This is a genomic window from Microcoleus sp. S1D4, assembly GCF_036700765.1.
GTDB lineage: Bacteria > Cyanobacteriota > Cyanobacteriia > Cyanobacteriales > Microcoleaceae > Microcoleus.
This window is the reverse complement of sequence record NZ_JAUBPP010000003.1, coordinates 348184-367071: the sequence shown is the minus strand read 5'-3', so window position 1 is coordinate 367071 and position 18888 is coordinate 348184. Positions and strand designations below refer to the sequence as shown.

Below are 18888 nucleotides of genomic sequence, written 5' to 3'. Positions count from 1 at the left end.
ATTCATTTTTTTATTGTCACAATCAAGTATTGCATATAATTGTATCATAGTCTTGATAATGATTTAGGATTGCTATACAGAATAAGTTATGGCCAACTCTACAATCTAAACTCTACAATCTAAAATTGTATAATCCCCGTGCAGCTAACAGTTACCCCTCAGCAGCTAAAAACATAAGCTTTTTTTATATTGACTGAACCGAATTTATTAACTATAATTACCAGGCCAAAAATAACAAAAATTTTACGCCTAACAATTTTCTCAAATAACAGGTAAACTATTCTAACGTTTGCCCGTACCGAACGCTGCAGGCAAAACCTATATCTGTTAAGCATTCGTCCTAATTCTTAGGAGCAGGATTTTAAAATATGCATCTCAGCGAACTGACTCATCCAAACCAATTACACGGCCTGTCGATTCATCAACTCGAACAAATTGCCCGACAAATTCGAGAAAAGCATTTAGAAACAGTAGCTGCAAGTGGTGGACACCTAGGCCCTGGATTGGGTGTAGTCGAACTCACCTTAGCACTGTACCAAACCCTAGACCTCGATCGCGACAAAGTTACCTGGGATGTCGGCCACCAAGCTTATCCGCACAAATTGATCACCGGCCGCTACAACCAATTCCACACCCTGCGCCAAAAAGACGGCGTTGCAGGCTATCTCAAGCGCTGCGAGAGCAAATTTGACCACTTCGGCGCCGGTCACGCCTCCACGAGCATTTCCGCAGCCCTGGGAATGGCAATGGCGCGCGACCTCAAAGGCGAAAACTTTAAAACTGTAGCAGTCATCGGCGACGGTGCGCTGACGGGCGGCATGGCACTCGAAGCGATCAACCACGCGGGCCATATGCCGAAAACCAATTTGTTAGTTGTGCTCAACGACAATGAGATGTCAATCTCCCCCAACGTCGGCGCAATTACCCGCTATTTAAACAAAATGCGCTTGTCGCCACCGGTGCAGTTTCTCAAAGATAACTTAGAGGAACAATTCAAACAAATTCCCTTTGTTGGCGAAACTTTTACTCCAGAAATGGAACGCATCAAAGAAGGGATGAAACGCTTGGCTGTCTCGAAAGTTGGAGCTGTAATTGAAGAATTGGGCTTTACTTACATGGGCCCGGTAGATGGACACAATTTGCAAGAGTTAATTACCACTTTCAAACAAGCTCATACTATCCAAGGCCCTGTGTTAGTTCACGTTGTGACGGTGAAGGGCAAAGGATATGCGATCGCCGAAAAAGACCAAGTAGGATATCACGCCCAAAATCCCTTTAACCTCGCCACCGGCAAAGGCATTCCCTCCACCAAGCCCAAACCTCCAGCCTACGCGAAAGTCTTTGCCCACGCTCTAGTCAAGCTAGCAGAAGACAATCCAAAAATTGTCGGCATTACTGCTGCAATGGCAACCGGAACTTGCCTGGACAAACTTCAGGAAAAGCTGCCGAAACAGTACATTGATGTTGGCATTGCCGAACAGCACGCGGTGACTTTATCGGCTGGTTTAGCCTGCGAAGGAATGCGCCCGGTTGTCGCAATTTACTCTACCTTTTTGCAGCGGGCTTACGACCAAATAATTCACGATGTCTGCATCCAAAACTTGCCTGTTTTCTTCTGTTTGGATCGCGCCGGAATTGTCGGCGCAGACGGCCCCACCCACCAAGGAATGTACGATATTTCTTACTTGCGGTGCTTGCCAAACATGACAATTATGGCTCCCAAAGACGAGGCAGAATTGCAGCGGATGGTAGTCACGGGAATCAACCACACGAGCGGCCCGATCGCGATGCGTTACCCGCGCGGCAACGGTTACGGTGTTCCTCTGATGGAAGAGGGTTGGGAAGAATTGGCGATCGGCAAAGCCGAAATTCTCCGCAACGGCGACGACGTGCTGATATTAGGTTACGGTTCAATGGTTTATCCGGCAATGCAAACCGCCGAAATGTTGAGCGAACACGGCATCGAAGCAACAGTCATCAACGCGCGTTTTGTCAAGCCTTTGGATACAGAATTAATCTTGCCTTTAGCACAGCGAATCGGCAAAGTTGTCACAATGGAAGAAGGTTGTTTGATGGGCGGTTTCGGTTCAGCAGTAGCCGAAGCTTTGCTAGATAATAATGTTCTTGTTCCAGTGATGCGCTTGGGTGTACCTGATACATTGGTAGACCACGCAACACCGGATCAGTCGATGGCAACATTGGGGTTAAATCCGTCGCAAATGTGCGATCGCATCTTAGCACAATTCAGCCGCAAACAATCACCCGTTAGCGTCTAATTAGCTAGAATTGTAGGGTGCAGCGCACCTTACAATTCTATACTGCACAAAAGGAGAATCAACAATGACTAATCTCAACCCAACTCGCAGAGTTCCCCGCAGAAGATTGCACCCAAAACGCACGCTTTCTCCAGAAGAGATAGCTCAATGGTATGCTGAAAGAGCCGCATTTCGGCAGCGGTGTCAACCTATATTCGATCGCCTAAGACCAGAATTGATTAAAACCCACTACAACTGGTACATGGCAGTTGAACCAGACAGTGGGGAATATTTTATCGAAAAAGATTCGTTAGCTGCTGGAAAAATATGTCGCCAAAAACATCCTAATGCGATCCCGCACGTCTTTAGAATCAATGAAACTGGAGTTTGTGGCACGATATGATGGAAAGAATATTTGGCGATCGGGACGAGCTATTTTTTGAAATTGCATTGATTGCTGATAACGGCTTAGAATTACCTGTTGATGCTCTGCTTGATACAGCTTTTTCGGGCTGGTTAGCAATGGAAATTCAGGATTTAGAGGGGCTTGATTGGACTTATGTAGAAAAAGAAACAATGCGAACAGCTAAGGGAGAATTTGATTTCGAGATTGATGCAGGAAAAATTACAATTGATGAGCAAGATTTTGACATTCCCGTTCATGTAGGCGCGGGAGTACCGGAAATTTTAATCTGTCGCCAATGGCTAAAAAATCGGCGGTTAGTAGTTGATATGTCTGCGGGTATTTTGACATTGGAAGCGATTTAAAAGCAAAATGAACTTAAAAAATTTTGATATAGTAATAGTAGGAGCAGGCCCAGCAGGCGGTCACTGCGCGAGAATATTAGCAAAATCCGGCCGCAAAGTCTTGCTTGCCGAACAAAACGACAATTTTAATAAAAACGACTTTTCCAGCGCCGCCACGCCTTTAGAAACCCTCTCTCAATTCGATTTACCCGAATCAGTAATCGGCAGTTTTTGGCACAAACTGACTATTGAAACTAGCAAAGTCAGTCAAACTTGGGAGTCTCCCGAAAAGTTGGGAGTTGTTCTCAATTTTGCTAAATTTAGAGCTTTTTTAGCCGAGGAAGTTGAGCGATTTGGCGGTGAAGTTTGGCTTGGTTGTCGCTACACCGGACATTCGCAAGTTAACGGCGAAACAATCGTAAAATTTAAACAGCTATCTGACGGTCAATCTGTCAAAGTTAGCACTAAAGTTTTGGTTGATGCTACGGGTTTTGCTAGGGCGATTATGTACGAAAAAGAAAACGATAAGCCAGAGTTTTTATCGGGAACCGGTATCGAATATTTAATTGAAGTAGAACCGGAAATTTATCATAAATATGCCAATGATTTAATCTTCTTTTTGGGCGATAAATGGATGCCGAAGGGTTATTCTTGGATATTTCCAATGGAACAAAACAGGCTAAAAGTTGGTGCGGGCCGCATTTTTTTAGATCCGAAAACTGTGAAAAGTTTGGAACCTTTGAAAAAATATATCGATTTGCTGATTGATGAATATCTGAAGTCTAAAAATTATACAATTATTGACAAACACGGTTCCACTCTGAAGTACAGTCAGGGTTTGCAGGATATTTATTACAAGGAGAATATAATTGCGATCGGCGATACTGTCTCCACTGTAAATTTTTTGGGCGGCGAGGGTATCAGACACGGAATGGATGGTGCCGAAATTGCGGGGAAATACATTGAAAAATATTTGGACGGGAAAATCTCAGATTTTGGAGATTATGAAACCGAAATGCACCGCAAGTTCGATCAAAAATGGCATATTTCGGAAAGGTTGGCGGTGAGAAAGTATATCGATGATGTTAATGATGAGCTTACAGACAAGGTAATTTCTTACTTAAAGTACATGAAAACTGATGATGTGATGGATATTTTATTTTATTATAAGTTTGAGAAGATTTATAGAGGATTTGGCGGTTATTTGGGGCGGAAATTTCAGGGTTTGGTGCAGCGGCTGAGAAAAAGTTTCTAGTAATGATCTAAATCGTCATCAAGTTGGTTTGTAGTGAGGACTTTATTCCTTCCGAATGCGAACTCAACTCCTCACTACGAACCTAATTTTAAGGGATTTTCCTTTGTGATTTGAATGCGGGGTAGCGACATTAAAGAATCGTCTAAGCTGCTAAACTTTGACCTATACGATACACCAAAAGTATACCCAGTCGCCCCGATTAAATGTTCTACAATTTTATCGACATCTCCGTAAGGATAAGCAAAACATTTAACAGATTTTCCTAATCCCCGTTCCAAAATAGCACGGGATTTTGCCCCCTCACGCACAATTTCTGTGGGCGACAAGGTAGTTAGAGGTTGATAGGTAGCAGACATCGAACCGAATTCAATTCCTGCATCCCGCAGTTGTCTAATTTCTGGCCATCCCATTAACTTTACTTCTTCACCTTCGGCTTTTTCCCAACTATTTGTCTTTCCAATCGACTCGGCTACTAAAAAAACAGTTGCTGTAAAATCATAGCGTTTTAGCAAAGGCCAAGCATATTGGAAAAAGTCGAGATAGCCTCCGTCAAATGTCATCAATACGGCTTTACCCGGTAAAGGAGTTTTATCCCGTTTCGCATTTTGCCAATTTTCCCAACTCGCACTGTAATAACCTTTTTCTTGTAAATCCTGTAGTTGCTGTTCAAAAAAGTCGGGAGTAACTGCATTTAAACCATCGGGAGAAATGCGGCGGTAGGCGAGAATCGGCAGTTTTTCTGTGACGCTGTTATTGTTAAAATTTTGAGGTGGTGCTGGGTTAGCAACTTCTCGATAAGGCGATTTTTTCCCGATGATTTCTGGTGCATAAAATACTTGTTTTTGTAGCTCGTTTTCTTGGGGAATTTCCATTGTTGTTTCCCCAGCGATTGCTGCGGCTGATGCGATTTCTCGCAGCGCCGCGGCTGGGAATGCGGCGCGACGGCTGATACTGGTGCCGATCGCACCCGATCGCCTGCTGAACATCACTGCATTTGGCGGGTAAATGCCACCATAACCCTCTGCATTCAACCATTCTGGCTGATTCGACCTTTGTTGAGCAGCAGAGGCTAAGCGCGATCGCAGCGATTGCTTACCGTCGAGCGGTTTTCCCAGCAAAGCTTCTCGCACGGTGGCGACGCACAACTCAAAACCGCTATTTCGAGTAATTGTCGATCGCAATTTTTGAGCAGAAACGAAATTATTTTCCACCGCAACCGTGACAATACCGACAGCAACGCCGCCTACTTTCACCAGGACATCTATTTCAGAAAGCTCAACTTTTATATTAGGTAATTCCTCGCTAACTTCTACAGCAATTAAATCTTTTTCGAGCGTAATTGTTGGGACTTCTTCGGCTATTTCTGATTTGTAGAAATCATCCAAATGCCAATGCAAACGCCCCCATAATTCTTGCAAAAATAGCGTCCAGTCATGTTTGGCGCGCAACGGTTTCAGCAAAGTTTCCCACAATCTATTACCTTTTTCGCAGCGATTGCGTTGAAAGTAGCGATCGAGAATTTGCCAAGCAAACTGGGCTGCGATCGCATCCGCCAACACCGCACCAGCCACAATCCCGTCGCAGACTGGCAATTCCACAACACCGAGTTTAATGCCTTCTAATTGAATTGTACAGTGCAGGCGATCGTATATTTGCAAAGTGTAAATATCCGAAATTGGTTCCCTCACTTCTACCGTAACTTTCCAGGCAATTTCACCCTTGACTCGCTTAATCTTATCTAAAATATCTTTAATTTCATTAGTCGTAAAAATTTTATGATATTTGTGAACATTACTCCTTTTAACCTCTCTCTCAATTCCTTGGTGCCAAGGTAAACTCAAACTGAGACTAGCTGCTTTTTCTTGATAAAACTCCAGCATTTTTGCGTCATATTCAACCCCCATAAAATGACAAAGCTCTTCTAATTTCTTGACTTTATTATCGACAATTTCCTCATACTTGACTAATATATGATTAGAATTTTTAGCATATTTGTGACTAATTAACGTCGCCTCCTTCCAGCGATGAATACAGTGGTTTAAATCCCAACCAGGCCCCCACAAATCATGAGAATTCCTAGTAACCTCATGCAGAGAAGCTATTGTATCCATACCATTTCGCAAAATATGTATAAATTTCGCATCCGGTAAAAATCGCTCTATGTCATCAATAAAATATATATGTTCCGGCGTTTTTTCCAACCAAATGCTTTTGTTTTGTTCCGCAGCCAAACCATCCAAAACTCCGACAAACCAACTAACTTTAGTTCCCAAACTTTGACTGTCATCAAAACCTTGCAAAAGTTCAGGGCGATTAATCTCATCTTTAAAAAAAGTTTCCACCCTACCTGGAAACTTTCCCGCAAACTTCTTGTAAAGTAAATATTGAAAAAACTTAGATTCAGGAAAAGAAATAACTTCAGGATGAGCAGCCAATAAACTTTGAAGCATTGTTGTGCCGCTTCTCGGAGAGCCTATTAAAAATATCCGTTTCATTTTTATAGCTAATAAAGGGTTTGTGAATTAGATTTTTTTTTACGAACCGCAGAGAGCGCAGAGGGCACTGAGGAAGAGAAGAAAGAGGTATGATTGATGTTCATCTCTGGGCTATCTGCGGTTAAAAACTTTTTTCCTAACTCCAACTAAAATCCTCATGCAACAAATCCGAAAGTTCCTGATTGTAAGGTTTGAAGTAATTAGTCAATTTTTCTGCGATTTCCGGTGGCATTTGGCTGTATTCATCGAGATGATTGATTTTATCTTCTTTACCTGCATTCTCACTAATATCCAGAAAATTCAATACTTCGGAAAAGACTTTGCCTGTATGTGTGTAAAAATCTTCGCTCTTGAGAATTAGCAATTGTTCTCTCGGAAAATAGTCGAGCCAATTTTTGATTTGTTCTACATAAATTCCCCGCGACAAATAGGAATAGTGCTGGTGATTGAAACTGTAATATTTTTCATCGGCTTTGATTTTTTCAATCTCACCTTTGAGTCGATCGCCCTCAGAGGCGATCGCCTTTTCAAAATCCAACTTTTCGCAGCCGTTTGCCACTTCTAAATGATAGTGCATCCACGCTCGTTTTACCGGGTTTCGCAGCATTACAATCAGCTTAACATCCGGGAAACACTTGTAAACTCGCTCCGCTACCAAGGGATGATAAATATAGTAAGCAGTCATCTCCCAAAGGAGCACTTTCTCACTCGCTACACTCCGCGTCAACTGCTTGCTGTACCACTCAATACCACGCTCGAAATTTAATTCAAAAAAGTGAATGTCCCGCGAACCTTCTTTGATAATTTGCAAGTGATTTGCGAGATAGCTGTATAGAGATTCCGTGCCGCAGTTTTGAGCACCAATCATTAAAAAATCAGGTTTTTGCTTGTTTTCCAACTGAGTCAAAATCTTGGCGTAGCCGGGATTATTCTTATCCAAATCGTAAGTTGCAGCGGCTGGTTCGGCTAAATCCAGAAGCGGCATTTTGCCCTCAAATTCCCAGCGGTACGGCGGACAAAGAATCGTTTTTTGGTTGACAGTCGATCGCACGTACAGCGGATAAACCTGCCAATGATAATCGTAGGCGTAAGCCAAAGTTTCCTCGTAAACCCCAGCATTCACGTAATACTGACCGTTTCCTAAATCCAGCCTGTCTATTTGCAGCCGGATTTTGCCTTTCCCCTTTACAAGCGGCAGCAGTCTGCCCATTTGATTAGTATTAGTCTCAAAACAACTTTGACCATCATCCCGGCTGATTGTCACGGCAAAAATAGCAGCAGAAATTTCCTGAGACACCGAATAATGGATTTCAATGCTAATAGCATCACCGCTATCTATTTCTACATTCGGAAATACTTTAACATCGGTAATTTCTACTTCCAAAGAACCGAAGCGATTCTGATTACCTCGCAGTGGCGAGCCGCTACTTGTAGCTTCAGCACCGCGCAGGGGAGTGTGATTTTCTGTGGACGATCGCATTTCTGACAAATACTGACCGACTACTACTTCCGGTTCCCCATAGGCCACGATTTCACCTGCTTTCAGCCACAAAGCCCGATCGCACATTTTCTGAATTTGCGACGCAGTGTGAGAAATCAAAACAATCGCACATCCTTGATTTTTAAACTCAGTTATCTTATTCAAACATTTGGTTTGAAAAGCCACATCACCAACCGACAAATGTTCATCAACTAACAGCACTTCTGGATCGGTATGCACCGCCACGGAAAAAGCCAGCCGCATTTTCATCCCCGTACTGTAAGTCCGCATCGGGCTGTCAATAAACTTTTTTAACTCTGCAAATTCCACAATATCGTCAAACCTGCGCGCCACTTCCCTGCGAGTCAAACCGGCCACCACCGCACCCACAAACACGTTTTCTCTGCCCGTTAGATCCGTGTGAAAACTCGCACCCAAATCCAACAAGCCGCCAATTCTGCCGTTAACTTTAATAGATCCTTCCTCAGCCCGGCAAATACCGCCGACAAGTTGCAGCAGCGTTGATTTTCCCGCGCCATTCTTGCCAAGAATTCCCAGCATTTCCCCAGGAGAAACAGTAAAATTTATATTCCGCAGCGCCCAAAAACTCGCCTCCGGCTTCAGCTTCCACCAACCGGATAAAGCGGCTTCCATAATCGTATAAGGTTTCGCGGTAGAGTAGCGGTTAAAACGCTTACCCAAACCTTTGACAATAATTGCTTCACGCATTTACACTTCCTCCACAAAATGAGCGCTTTGCCGTCTAAAAATTCCCAGTCCGATGGGTAAAAGAGCCGCCACAGCCAAGCTCAAAATTAACAGAGCCGACCAATCCGGCTGCATACCTTTAAGAAGTATGGCGCGGTAAGCTTCAATCAGCGGCACCATTGGATTTAAGTAATAAAAAATCTTAAATTTTTCCGGGACGCTGTTGATGTCGTAGAAAATCGGAGTCAGGTAAAACAGCATCTGCAAAACTACTCCCAAAGTGTGTTGAGTGTCGCGAAAAGTGACATTTAAAGCTGCAAGGGGATAAGCAAAACTAACTGTCAACACAAACTGAATAATCATCAGCAGCGGCAACAAAAGTAACACTGGATTTAGATGAACGCCATCAATTAGCAGAAAGATAATTAACACCGGCAAAGCTAACACAAAGTGAATGAGCCCCGTCGTCGTCGTGACTACCGGCAAAATTGCCGGGGGGAAATTTGGCTGCCTGATTAGTGGCTTATGATTGGTAATTAATGCCGTTGATTTAAATAATACCGTTTGAGACCAATTCCAGATTAACAAGCCGCTGAAAACAAAGGAAGAATATTTGGGAATATTAAGCGCTACGACAGAGCGAAACAAAAAGGAAAATACAGCCAACTGTAACAGCGGACTGATTAAAGTCCAAGCAATCCCCAAGGTCGATCGCTTGTAAAGTAATTTCATCTCGCGATCGACCAACACCCGCAACAAATCGAACCAATGAGCCATTTTGCGCCGATAAAGCACCGTTCCCGCATTTCTCACCGCACACCTCCGGCAACTATCTGAGGTTCTGGCCGGGATGCCTCCCAGGGCTGAATCTTAACCAAATTCAGGGTCGGCACCAGGGTCAGCTTGTCAGCAATTGGTTCTAAAAAATAAGCTTCAATCAATTTTAGTGCCATGATTACCATTGTTAATTTCTCTTTCTTTTAACTCTCAATTACTACTTACGATTAATTAAACGGTTAATTAATTACACCTCTATATTCTGTTTTTTCTCTAATCTAACTATGTCAGTTATAGGAAGAACTTTTCAGTGGTTTTTTGTCCACTACTGTAAATAACATTAGATGTTGAAGTAGGGTGTTGTCAACTAAGCTAGGCTCAGAATGAGCAGCACTTTTGGGCATACCGTTAACCGCGATCGCCCGAGCCAGGGGTTCGGCAAACTCAAGCGCCAGAATCGATCGCAAGTGAGCGCCCCGCAGTGGCTCTACACCGAATTTGGGAGTGACGTGACCGACTGACAGTTCACCGTAACGGAGGTAAATGCCATCGGGTTTTTGCTCGTCAATCATTAGTTCTGCTGCTTCCCAACCTTCCTGCAAATCGATTTCAATTTCATGTCTGCCCAAATCGCCGCTAGCCGTTCCTTCTTGCATAAAACTAGAAAGAGCCGATCGGGTTTTTAACTGATCCATCACTCCCCGCAAGTACGAGTAAGCCAGTAGTCTCGTCCGCAGCCACCGCCAAGTTCCCCGCATCCCCATGTATTGAAGCCAGTCAAGGGATTTTCTCAGTCCGACAGCCAGCAAATCTAAGGCGGCAGGCCAGAAAAATACGATCGCGACCAAAATTTTATTTACCAGCGAATCAGGAGTTTCGTAGTCTTTTATGTGCAGCGTCGGTTTCATTTCCGGGTGCCGCTGACCGATCAAAACATCCGAACGCCCTTCCGCGCGAGCTCGCCCAAAAGAGCGATCGAGGTTGTTAGTTTCGTGTTCGTAGTGATACCCGACTGCATCCGTTGCCACCGCAAAAGGTACATTTGCTTTGAGCAAGCGCAAGGCAAACTCGTAATCTTCATAGGCAGTACCCGGGCCGAAGGCAGAATCGAAGCCTCCGGTACCAGCAAACAGTTTTGTATCAATAGAAAGGTTCCCACAGAGCAAATCTTGATAAGTGTACCGATGAGTCGGCTTGCTCATCTGGTAAAACTTTTCCTCCCACCAAGTCCGCACTTCTACCTCAAAAAAATTAGTCCTGGATTGCAACTTTGGCGGATAAGGACCGATCGCGGCGCAGCCTGGACGTTCTCGATGAACGCGCCCGTGGTTTTCGACTAAACACGGCATTGCTTCGATGTCATCGTCCAGAAACAACAGCAGTTGTCCAGTAGCCTCCGCTGCTCCAATATTGCGAGACATACCCACACTCCGGCAGTTGGCCTCAATTGTGTGCATTTTAAAAGGAGCTTTGTAGTCTTGTAACATTCCTAAAGTATCGTCAATGCAGCTATCTACGACTACCCTGACTTCGATGAGATCCATCGGATAAGTCTGTAATTGCAGAGCATCCAAAGCCCGCCGCAGCGAAGAGCTTCGGTTGTGAGTTATAAGAATGATGCTAAATGTTAGATTTTCCATATTTACATTCGGAACTGGGAATTGGGAATTGGGCGGAGCGAAGGGTTTGGGCATTGGGCATTCTTAACTTATAACCAATAACTAACAACTAATAACTAATAATTTCTTCCTTAATTTTTTGCAACCACTTGCGAGACACAAAATAAGCCTTCGGGCCGCTAATGCAGCCCCGCAGTTGAGCTAAAAGCAAATCACTAGGGATAGAATCCGGTTGCCTTCGCAAAGAAGCAATTAGTTCAGGAATTTGTATGTACCACAGCCATGACAAGGCTAAGATAGGTACGCTGAATTCTCTGTTGACCACAAATTGTTGCGTCCAGAAAGCATAGAGTCCCATTGCGTAGCCTTGGAGCGTGTTTCGCAGTTCTTCCCATGTGCGCCGGTGGCGGTGCCAACTCAAGGCCCTCGGTTCGTAAACGATGCGGTAGCCGGCGCACAAAATGCGAGCAAACAATTGGCAGTCTTCCCCGTTGGCAGTGGGCGTTCCCGGTCCCAAAGCCTCGTCAAACAAGCCGATAAAGTCGATCGAACTTTTCCGCAAAGCCATACTCGCCGAAACCCCCACTGGCGAGACAACCAGCGGGTTGCAGTGCACCCCGTCAAAAATTAGGCGCTCGAAGCCCCGCCCGTGGGGGGTGTAGCGCTCGAACCATTCTTGCGCTTCGCTTTCGAGTTCCAAGGGCATCACCAGCCCCGTGACGCACATAACTCGGGGATCGCTAAAATTCCCCAAGAGCGATCGCAGCCAGTTCGGATCGGGGGCTGCATCGTCATCTGTAAACGCTACGAATTCGTGTTTAGCTTCGCGTAAAGCTCGGTTGCGGGCAGCGCTGGAGCCCGGTAGGTCTTCGCGCACATAGCGCACTTTTGGGTAATTTTTGACCAGTTCCCTGCTAGCGTCGGTAGCCGGACAATTGTCAATTACTAAGTATTCCTGACCGTCGTCGGGCAGCCGCATAAACGCTTCTAAACAGCGCCGCAAATCTTCCGGTCGATCGCGCGTGCAAACTGCTACTGTGGCGATCGGCAATGCCTCCATCGCCCCCCGCTCATCCCATTCTAGAGTGTCGTAGAGCCAGTTTTTCCAAAGGTTATCCCCCGCAGCATCCATCAGTGTTTCCCGCAATTGAGAGCCCTCAATGCGACCTCCGACTACCGAAAGTTGAGCGCTCGCGATCGGCTTTCCGTGCAGTCTAATTAAAACCAAGGCTTTGCTGTAACGCTCCTCAACCGCAATTTCTGGCGGGAGTTTGGAGATTTCTAGGTCGAGAATAGCTGTTGCCATTTTAGATTTTAGATTTTAGATTTTAGATTTTAGATTGCCAAAAAATCATAGAGTCTCCGTATTTTACCGGATGTATTTTAGCCAAAATTGTTGTAGGGGATAGCAACTTATCAATGCCATACTTGCCGATCGCCGATGCGCGAATCAAACATAAAGCCTCATATTTATTATTGCTGTTATTTATTTTTACTTTCGATTACCGGTTGATGTCAAGTTTTTTGTCTAAATAATTTTTGTCGCCGACAGCGATTGCTCGTCGAACACGATCTCAATGGCGAGTGTCATTGGGGGCCAGGGCTACCAAATTTTGCAATTAATGCCAAATCAAAAAAACCCGATTTTTTATTAAGAAAACCGAGTTTTGGCGATCGATCCTGATTTCAGCGTTAATTGCGATCGGCTACTCTTCTCAAAAAAATATCAAACAATCAAACACCCTCGCAATTCAAACTTTCGCGAGTAGTAGTTCTAGTCAAAGAATTCCAACTATCCAACTCCGCCGAACTCCGGTGACAAAGCATCGCCCTCACCCCTTCATCAAGTCCGCGAACCCCAGTAAAATCCGCACCTTCAATGCTAGTAACGTGATCGAAACTAGCATTAGTCAAATCAGCAGCTCGAAAATCAACACCCTGCAATTCCGCACCATTTAACCGCGCATCCCGCAAGCAAGCACCAGTCAAAAAAGCCCTCCGCAAATTAGCACCGCTCAAACCCACACCTTGCAGATTAGCACCAGTCAAATCAGCCCCGCTCAAATAAGCGCCCAACAAATTAGCACCCCTCAAATCCACAAACCGCAAATTAGCTGTATTTAAAAAAGCCCCAGTCAAAATAGCTCCAGGCCCCACAGCGCCACAATTTTTGAATCTAAAACCCGACGGCCAAACTGTAAACGAATCGTAGATAGCAACTTGCAATTTCGAGCCGCTCAAATCAGCACCCTGCAGATTAGCATTCTGCAAAGAAGCCCTGCACAAACAACTGTTTTGCAAAGCAGCCGACTGCAAAATCGCCCCCTGCAAATTAGCACCGCGCAAGTCCGCCTCAACCAGATTAGCACCGCTCAAATCAGCACCGCACAGGTTAACACCAATCAAACTAGCACCCGCGAGGTTAGCACCGTTAAGCTTAGCACCGCTCAAATCGCGATCGTACAAATCAACCCCGCTCAAATCAACCCCCGCCAAACTCTGTCCCGACTTCACAGCAGCCAGTAAACTCTCCGAATCAAAATTTGTGCGATCGATCGTTAAATTAACCATTTCTTTAAAAAAAATACCTCAATCCAACTGATTATACCTTGACCAGAACCCCTCCCGACATCCCTCACACTATTTTCGATTTTTGATTTTTAATTTTCAATTGCGAATCATTTACTGAATGTCGGTTAGAAGCACAAGCCAGCAGTTATCTTCTTTTTGGCTGCTGGAATTACTAAACTTTACAATCAAACATTCTCAAATTGAGTAAAATCGAGAAAACCGCATTGCCAAAAAATCAGCAGAGGTCACAAACACCATGAAAATCAAACCGCCGATGACAATGATGGACTTCTTTCGCAAAAGCGAAGGAACCTGGTTTTCGCAGCGTTCAGTCCATCACTTCGACGCAGTAGCAGACGAGTCAGGCGAATCAAATCTCATCATTCAAATCATGGAAAAAAACCACCCCAAAATTCAAGAAATTTGCGAAAAGCAAGCAGTAAATCCAGCACTAGCCGTCGGTGGAGCTATATTCATGTGGCAGACAACCCTCGACGCACAAGACAAAGAACCAAACCCAAATTACGCAGCAATTCTAGTAGATATTCCCGATCAAAACAATCCCCAATCAGGAAAATTTCTCCGCAACCAAGGCTATGTAGAAGGAATACCAGTTATCGGGAGATACAATTTTGCAACCGATGGAGTATTGACAATCGACACCGAATATGAAAAAAACCAAGGTCAAGAACGCTGCTGGTTTATCACTGACGATTTCCGCGTGCGCGTCAGCACAGTACGCATGATGAACGGCATCAATCTTATGACTTACAGCTCAGAACGCCGCTGCGTCGCACCCGCAGATTTGCAGCAAATCATTCAACAGCAACAACTAATCACTCATTAGTCATCAGCCATATCATGTCCGACTGAATAATTCTTACATATTCAAAGATTTGTAGTATTTGTAAGGTGCGTCGCCATCAAAAATTCATACATCCAATTAACAATCTCAGGGCGACGCACCTTACATCATATTTGAGAAAACAAGCCTAAAAATTATCTAATTTCAATCGCCGATTTTTATTTAACAGCGTTCATCAAACCTAGTATAAAAACTGCCGTATTTAATCCAGTATTGCTTGAGCTCGTGCTGAGGAGTGTGCAAACTCGCCTTAGCTTGATATAGAAGAACTTTTCGGTGATTGCCAATCCAAACTTTATTAATCGGGTGAACGCAAATAAAAGTTCCGCCCAAACTCTCAATGCACTCCCCAAAATTTTCAATAGTAGGATATTCTAGAGTTTCAAATATAAAAAAATTTCCCGAACAAATCAAATGCCGGCTCCGAATCCAGCACTCCATTTTTTTTCTAGCTAAGGGCGGTAGCATAATATTTTAAACATTCAAATTTCCTCATATTACCAAGGTGACTGCAGGCACTTCACTGGCAAAACTTTCGACTTTATCAAACAGCAAAGGCCCTTCAGTCGAGCCCCAAACTTGCTCGCCAGTATTAACATCCATTCCTCGGTCTAAACTTATCCAAGTATGCTCTGTTAATTCCACATCACTCACTAAATAAGTCTCGCATCCCTTGCGATTGATCAAACACTTCTGCCCGGGTTCTACGCTTCCTCGAAATATTTCGCCATCTCTCTTAAATACCATTGAACAGTTATAGCGGCGTTCAATACTATCCGGCGTAATCGTCATCAAAATATCTAATTCTCGTCCTGCACCTGCATAAAGCATACCATCTTTTAGGCCGTAATTTTCTATATAAATTTGAGCTTCTTGTTCGACAAGTCGGTGAATTCCTTGACGGTAAGGATTCCACACATCGTAGTCATAAACTTGTTCGGAATAAAAACCAATGCCACCAAAAAACTCAAAGGGTAAAGGCCGAAACAAAACCCGAATGTGAGCGTAGTTTTGCGGATTTGCAATTGATTGCTTTTGGTTGCTGAAATGCCCGGCCATCAAGCTAGCTAGGGCGATAAGTTCACTTGTCATTGGGTAAAAGGAAGAAGGAAGTTCGGCAACGAGCAATGTACGGGATGTAACGGATGTAAGTCCGTCGGAAGAAGTCATTAGTCATTAGTCATTAGTCATTAGTCATTAGTCATTAGTCATCAGTCATCAGTCATCAGTCATGTTTTGCTGTCGCCTCCGAGATTTCCGTACAACGTCATCAGGCAGAAGGAAGAAGGAAGGAAGGAGACAGAATAGAAAAAACCAGAAGGCAGAAGGCAGAAGGAAAAAACAGCTATTGCTGTATTTGTGACTTCCGAGTCGTGAATCAACGTAGTTGGTAATTCGTAATCGGTAATTGTCAACCACTAACAACTAACAACTAACAACTAACAACTAACAACTAACAACTAACAACTAACAACTAACAACTAACAACTAACAACTAATGACTAATGACTAATTAGCGGACAAACAGCGGATTTCTGATGAAAAAGAAGCGGTGGTAACGCCTGCGCCGTCGCTTGTTTTGATTAGGGAGACGCGGAAGCGCAAATTGGGACTACCGAACCAGATGCGCTCTTCTGCAGCGGCTCGATCGTACTCTGTAATTAAAATAAAAGTTCCGTCTTCTGTCAACTGGTAGCGGCCAACAGCAGGCACTGTCTCAGCATACCCGCGATCGCGCAGCAGTTTCCCCTCGGACGGATTTTCGGGATTTGGCACGGGTACGAGCACGCAACTGCCTTCTAGTACCTCTTTTTCGTCCCAATCCGACTCGCCCTCCCAACTCATCCGAAAAGGATGAGCAGCGTCAGCAGGATCGATATTGTACGATCGACAAAGCTCAACTACTTCTGCATCGTCGGCATTCAGCGCTACAATGTCAATTCTAGAACGAACTTCCTCAAAGTGACTGAATGCTAAATGGTGAGCGCTGCGTTGCGATCGCCATTTGCCAATTGAACGATCGATAAATTCACTTAACTGCATCTGCTAATTTGTAATTTGTAATTTGTAATTTGTAATTGGTAATTTTAAATCAGTTATTGGTAATTTGTAATTTGTAATCGGTTATCAGTAATTAGTTATTGAAGACAACCAATAACCAATAACTAATAACTACTGACCAATAACTACTAACCAATAACTACCGATCGATGACCGCTCTAAGCAACCTCAGTAATGCTGAGGATTTTTCCCCCACTCTTATTGATATACTGAATGTTCTGAGACAACTGGCTGTAACCCACTTCATAAGTTACATTGCTCACCTTTCTCCGAGAGCCGCTACCCTTGACAGCCGAGATCCGAAAACGCTTGCCAGTATTGCTGTAAGCACCAAAACCGCTAGCAGGAGCTTTGATTTTTGTGCCGAGATTAGCCGCTACATCGGTAATCAATTTTGCCTGATTGCTCGCATCGCTGGTAGCATCGCCGCGGTACAAAGCAAACATCCGATTGAAACCAACATTTTTGTTGCCAACTTGGCTGCGAGTGCTGCGGGCATAGGGAACAGTATTCTCGCCAAAACTTGAATTGTACTCGTTGCTATCGAGATAAGAGTCAATTTCAGCATCGTATCCTTGCTCGTTATAAGTGATAACGTGCTGGGAAATTTCCGGTTGATCGGCAGGGGCGCGGCCCAACAAATGCTTAGAATTGAGTTCGATAAACCGATAGGGGGAACTCGACTCAAAAAAGAGCGATCGATACAAATCCGATTTTGCTACCAAGTTCACAAAACCCTTAACGGTGATATCGCCATTTCGCAACAGCGATTCAGCACTGGTTAGCCGATCGCACTCCATCAAGTGTGCGTTACCCAAGACTTGTTTGTAAACAGCCCGAATCACTGTTTGCAAATCATCTTCTGTAGCATTTGCTCGCAGTTCCACAGGTGTCGATTCCACAGCCCATAAAGACATTTGATTTTCTCCTAATTTTCACTTGCTTTGGTAATTGTAATTAGTTCGACCGTTCGCAATGCCAGTCCTTCAATCGTGAAAACTTGCATTCCGAACGATGGAACTATTTTGAGTGGGAGGGATCGATCGGCAACGATATAACTGGTAATTGGTAACTCGCAAATTGTCAAAATTTGCACGCTTCGACGATGCGTAATTCCTCTTTTTTATTGGTAATTTCTCAAGTTTGAATTCATCATTCATTCTTTTGCTTTACCGTCGCAATTACCCTTCGCAATCACCAATTATCCATTACCAATTATCCAATTTCAGTGATGCTGACAATTCGGCCACTCGTGCGATTAATCCGCTGAATTTGGGGAGTCATTCTGTTACCGGGAACAATATATTCCACAGTGCTGCGGCGGCGAGGCTGATTGTACTTAGCACCTTGCACCACAATCTTAAACATCTTTTCAGTCGCGTCGGCATAACCACTACGGCCTCCAGACATCGGCGGTACAATCTTGTTGGTGCTGTTAGTGGCCACAGCATAGGTTAGCTGAGAATCCTTATTTGTGTCCGTTTCGGCAGGGCCGCGGAACAGAGCAAAAATCCGGTTGTAGCCTACTTGTTTTTGACCGACTTGGCTGACAGCAGCGCGGTAGAAAGGTACGGTATTTTCGCCAAAGTTTTCTTGATATTCTTGGCTGTCAAGATAAGAATCAATTTCTGCGTCGTAACCGTGTTCGTTGTACCGGCGAACGTGCTCGGAAATCTCGGCTTGATCTTGAGGTGCTCGACCTAACAAATGTTTGAAATTGAGTTCGACAAATCGGTAAGGAGAAGCTGTTTCAAAAAATCGGGCGCGATACATTTCAGATTTGGCGATCGCCCGCACGAAGTCGCGCACGGAAGTGCTACCATCGCACAACTGAGATTCTGCGCTCGTCAAACGCTCGCTTTCCATCACGTAAGCGTTGCCCAAAACCTGCCGGTAGGCTGCCCGAATCACGACTTGCAATTCTTCCAAACCGCTCGCCGGCCACAGCTCAACTGGTGCGCCCGAAAAAGCTTCTATTCCGAATTTTACTGCTGGTGCTGTACTGACCATTTGTACTTTTCCCCCTTCCTATTCTGTTGATAAAAACCTTTGAAA

Annotated in this window: 16 protein-coding genes; 5 read left to right on the top strand and 11 right to left on the bottom strand. The window is 44.4% G+C overall.

Features of this window, described 5'->3' with window-relative positions:
- Positions 1-368 precede the first annotated feature (368 nt).
- The 4 genes from dxs (at position 369) to QT998_RS05585 (ending at position 4257) form a co-directional block, all read left to right on the top strand.
- Positions 369-2276 (top strand): 1-deoxy-D-xylulose-5-phosphate synthase, encoded by a 1908-nt coding sequence (gene dxs, locus QT998_RS05600; protein WP_333093464.1) that lies wholly within the window; start codon positions 369-371, stop codon positions 2274-2276.
- Positions 2277-2340: 64 nt separating this feature from the next.
- A complete protein-coding gene (locus tag QT998_RS05595; protein ID WP_333093465.1) occupies positions 2341-2658 on the top strand; it encodes a hypothetical protein in 318 nt (105 codons plus the stop codon).
- Positions 2655-3023 carry an aspartyl protease gene (locus QT998_RS05590; protein ID WP_333093466.1) on the top strand — a complete coding sequence of 123 codons (369 nt, stop codon included), beginning with the start codon at positions 2655-2657 and terminating at the stop codon, positions 3021-3023. Before QT998_RS05595 ends, QT998_RS05590 begins: the two co-directional genes overlap by 4 nt.
- 7 nt (positions 3024-3030) lie before the next feature.
- Positions 3031-4257 carry an NAD(P)/FAD-dependent oxidoreductase gene (locus QT998_RS05585; protein WP_333115743.1) on the top strand — a complete coding sequence of 409 codons (1227 nt, stop codon included), beginning with the start codon at positions 3031-3033 and terminating at the stop codon, positions 4255-4257.
- A 74-nt stretch (positions 4258-4331) separates the two neighbouring features.
- On the opposite strand, the gene QT998_RS05580 is transcribed toward QT998_RS05585, so the two are convergent.
- The 6 genes from QT998_RS05580 to QT998_RS05555 all read right to left on the bottom strand — a co-directional run bounded on the left by QT998_RS05580 (position 4332) and on the right by QT998_RS05555 (position 13907).
- The gene (locus tag QT998_RS05580; RefSeq protein WP_333115740.1) at positions 4332-6752 is read right to left on the bottom strand and encodes a sulfotransferase; all 2421 of its coding nucleotides are present in this window, start codon (positions 6750-6752) and stop codon (positions 4332-4334) included.
- Positions 6753-6888: 136 nt separating this feature from the next.
- The gene (locus QT998_RS05575; protein WP_194065641.1) at positions 6889-8961 is read right to left on the bottom strand and encodes a Wzt carbohydrate-binding domain-containing protein; all 2073 of its coding nucleotides are present in this window, start codon (positions 8959-8961) and stop codon (positions 6889-6891) included.
- The gene (locus tag QT998_RS05570) at positions 8962-9753 is read right to left on the bottom strand and encodes an ABC transporter permease (RefSeq protein ID WP_194065642.1); all 792 of its coding nucleotides are present in this window, start codon (positions 9751-9753) and stop codon (positions 8962-8964) included.
- 251 nt (positions 9754-10004) lie between these two features.
- Entirely contained in the window at positions 10005-11357 is a 1353-nt protein-coding gene (locus QT998_RS05565) for a glycosyltransferase family 2 protein (protein ID WP_194065713.1), read from the bottom strand.
- Positions 11358-11445: 88 nt separating this feature from the next.
- The gene (locus QT998_RS05560; RefSeq protein WP_333115732.1) at positions 11446-12642 is read right to left on the bottom strand and encodes a glycosyltransferase; all 1197 of its coding nucleotides are present in this window, start codon (positions 12640-12642) and stop codon (positions 11446-11448) included.
- Positions 12643-13070: 428 nt separating this feature from the next.
- Positions 13071-13907, bottom strand: coding sequence for a pentapeptide repeat-containing protein (locus QT998_RS05555; protein ID WP_333115730.1), 837 nt, complete (start codon positions 13905-13907; stop codon positions 13071-13073).
- Between the two features lie 256 nt (positions 13908-14163).
- Here QT998_RS05555 and QT998_RS05550 point away from each other — a divergent pair, with 256 nt between their 5' ends.
- Positions 14164-14754 (top strand): phycobiliprotein lyase, encoded by a 591-nt coding sequence (locus tag QT998_RS05550; protein ID WP_333115728.1) that lies wholly within the window; start codon positions 14164-14166, stop codon positions 14752-14754.
- Between the two features lie 180 nt (positions 14755-14934).
- On the opposite strand, the gene QT998_RS05545 is transcribed toward QT998_RS05550, so the two are convergent.
- The 5 genes from QT998_RS05545 to QT998_RS05525 form a co-directional block, all read right to left on the bottom strand.
- The gene (locus QT998_RS05545; RefSeq protein WP_333091151.1) at positions 14935-15240 is read right to left on the bottom strand and encodes a CpeR family transcriptional regulator; all 306 of its coding nucleotides are present in this window, start codon (positions 15238-15240) and stop codon (positions 14935-14937) included.
- A 24-nt stretch (positions 15241-15264) separates the two neighbouring features.
- Positions 15265-15864 (bottom strand): chromophore lyase CpcT/CpeT, encoded by a 600-nt coding sequence (locus QT998_RS05540; RefSeq protein WP_333217943.1) that lies wholly within the window; start codon positions 15862-15864, stop codon positions 15265-15267.
- Positions 15865-16281: 417 nt separating this feature from the next.
- Positions 16282-16815: a phycobiliprotein lyase gene (locus QT998_RS05535; RefSeq protein WP_333091149.1), complete on the bottom strand. Its 534-nt coding sequence runs from the start codon at positions 16813-16815 to the stop codon at positions 16282-16284.
- Between the two features lie 176 nt (positions 16816-16991).
- Positions 16992-17750: a phycobilisome rod-core linker polypeptide gene (locus tag QT998_RS05530; RefSeq protein ID WP_333115722.1), complete on the bottom strand. Its 759-nt coding sequence runs from the start codon at positions 17748-17750 to the stop codon at positions 16992-16994.
- 298 nt (positions 17751-18048) lie between these two features.
- Positions 18049-18843 (bottom strand): phycobilisome rod-core linker polypeptide, encoded by a 795-nt coding sequence (locus QT998_RS05525; protein ID WP_194065652.1) that lies wholly within the window; start codon positions 18841-18843, stop codon positions 18049-18051.
- Positions 18844-18888 lie beyond the last annotated feature (45 nt).

What these genes read in the sequence shown, in the direction of transcription:
- dxs (WP_333093464.1), top strand. Translation starts at nt 369, where the DNA reads ATGCATCTCAGCGAACTGACTCATCCAAACCAATTACACGGCCTGTCG.
- QT998_RS05595 (WP_333093465.1), top strand. Translation starts at nt 2,341, where the DNA reads ATGACTAATCTCAACCCAACTCGCAGAGTTCCCCGCAGAAGATTGCAC.
- QT998_RS05590 (WP_333093466.1), top strand. Translation starts at nt 2,655, where the DNA reads ATGATGGAAAGAATATTTGGCGATCGGGACGAGCTATTTTTTGAAATT.
- QT998_RS05585 (WP_333115743.1), top strand. Translation starts at nt 3,031, where the DNA reads ATGAACTTAAAAAATTTTGATATAGTAATAGTAGGAGCAGGCCCAGCA.
- QT998_RS05580 (WP_333115740.1), bottom strand. Translation starts at nt 6,752, where the DNA reads ATGAAACGGATATTTTTAATAGGCTCTCCGAGAAGCGGCACAACAATG.
- QT998_RS05575 (WP_194065641.1), bottom strand. Translation starts at nt 8,961, where the DNA reads ATGCGTGAAGCAATTATTGTCAAAGGTTTGGGTAAGCGTTTTAACCGC.
- QT998_RS05565 (WP_194065713.1), bottom strand. Translation starts at nt 11,357, where the DNA reads ATGGAAAATCTAACATTTAGCATCATTCTTATAACTCACAACCGAAGC.
- QT998_RS05560 (WP_333115732.1), bottom strand. Translation starts at nt 12,642, where the DNA reads ATGGCAACAGCTATTCTCGACCTAGAAATCTCCAAACTCCCGCCAGAA.
- QT998_RS05555 (WP_333115730.1), bottom strand. Translation starts at nt 13,907, where the DNA reads ATGGTTAATTTAACGATCGATCGCACAAATTTTGATTCGGAGAGTTTA.
- QT998_RS05550 (WP_333115728.1), top strand. Translation starts at nt 14,164, where the DNA reads ATGAAAATCAAACCGCCGATGACAATGATGGACTTCTTTCGCAAAAGC.
- QT998_RS05545 (WP_333091151.1), bottom strand. Translation starts at nt 15,240, where the DNA reads ATGCTACCGCCCTTAGCTAGAAAAAAAATGGAGTGCTGGATTCGGAGC.
- QT998_RS05540 (WP_333217943.1), bottom strand. Translation starts at nt 15,864, where the DNA reads ATGACAAGTGAACTTATCGCCCTAGCTAGCTTGATGGCCGGGCATTTC.
- QT998_RS05535 (WP_333091149.1), bottom strand. Translation starts at nt 16,815, where the DNA reads ATGCAGTTAAGTGAATTTATCGATCGTTCAATTGGCAAATGGCGATCG.
- QT998_RS05530 (WP_333115722.1), bottom strand. Translation starts at nt 17,750, where the DNA reads ATGTCTTTATGGGCTGTGGAATCGACACCTGTGGAACTGCGAGCAAAT.
- QT998_RS05525 (WP_194065652.1), bottom strand. Translation starts at nt 18,843, where the DNA reads ATGGTCAGTACAGCACCAGCAGTAAAATTCGGAATAGAAGCTTTTTCG.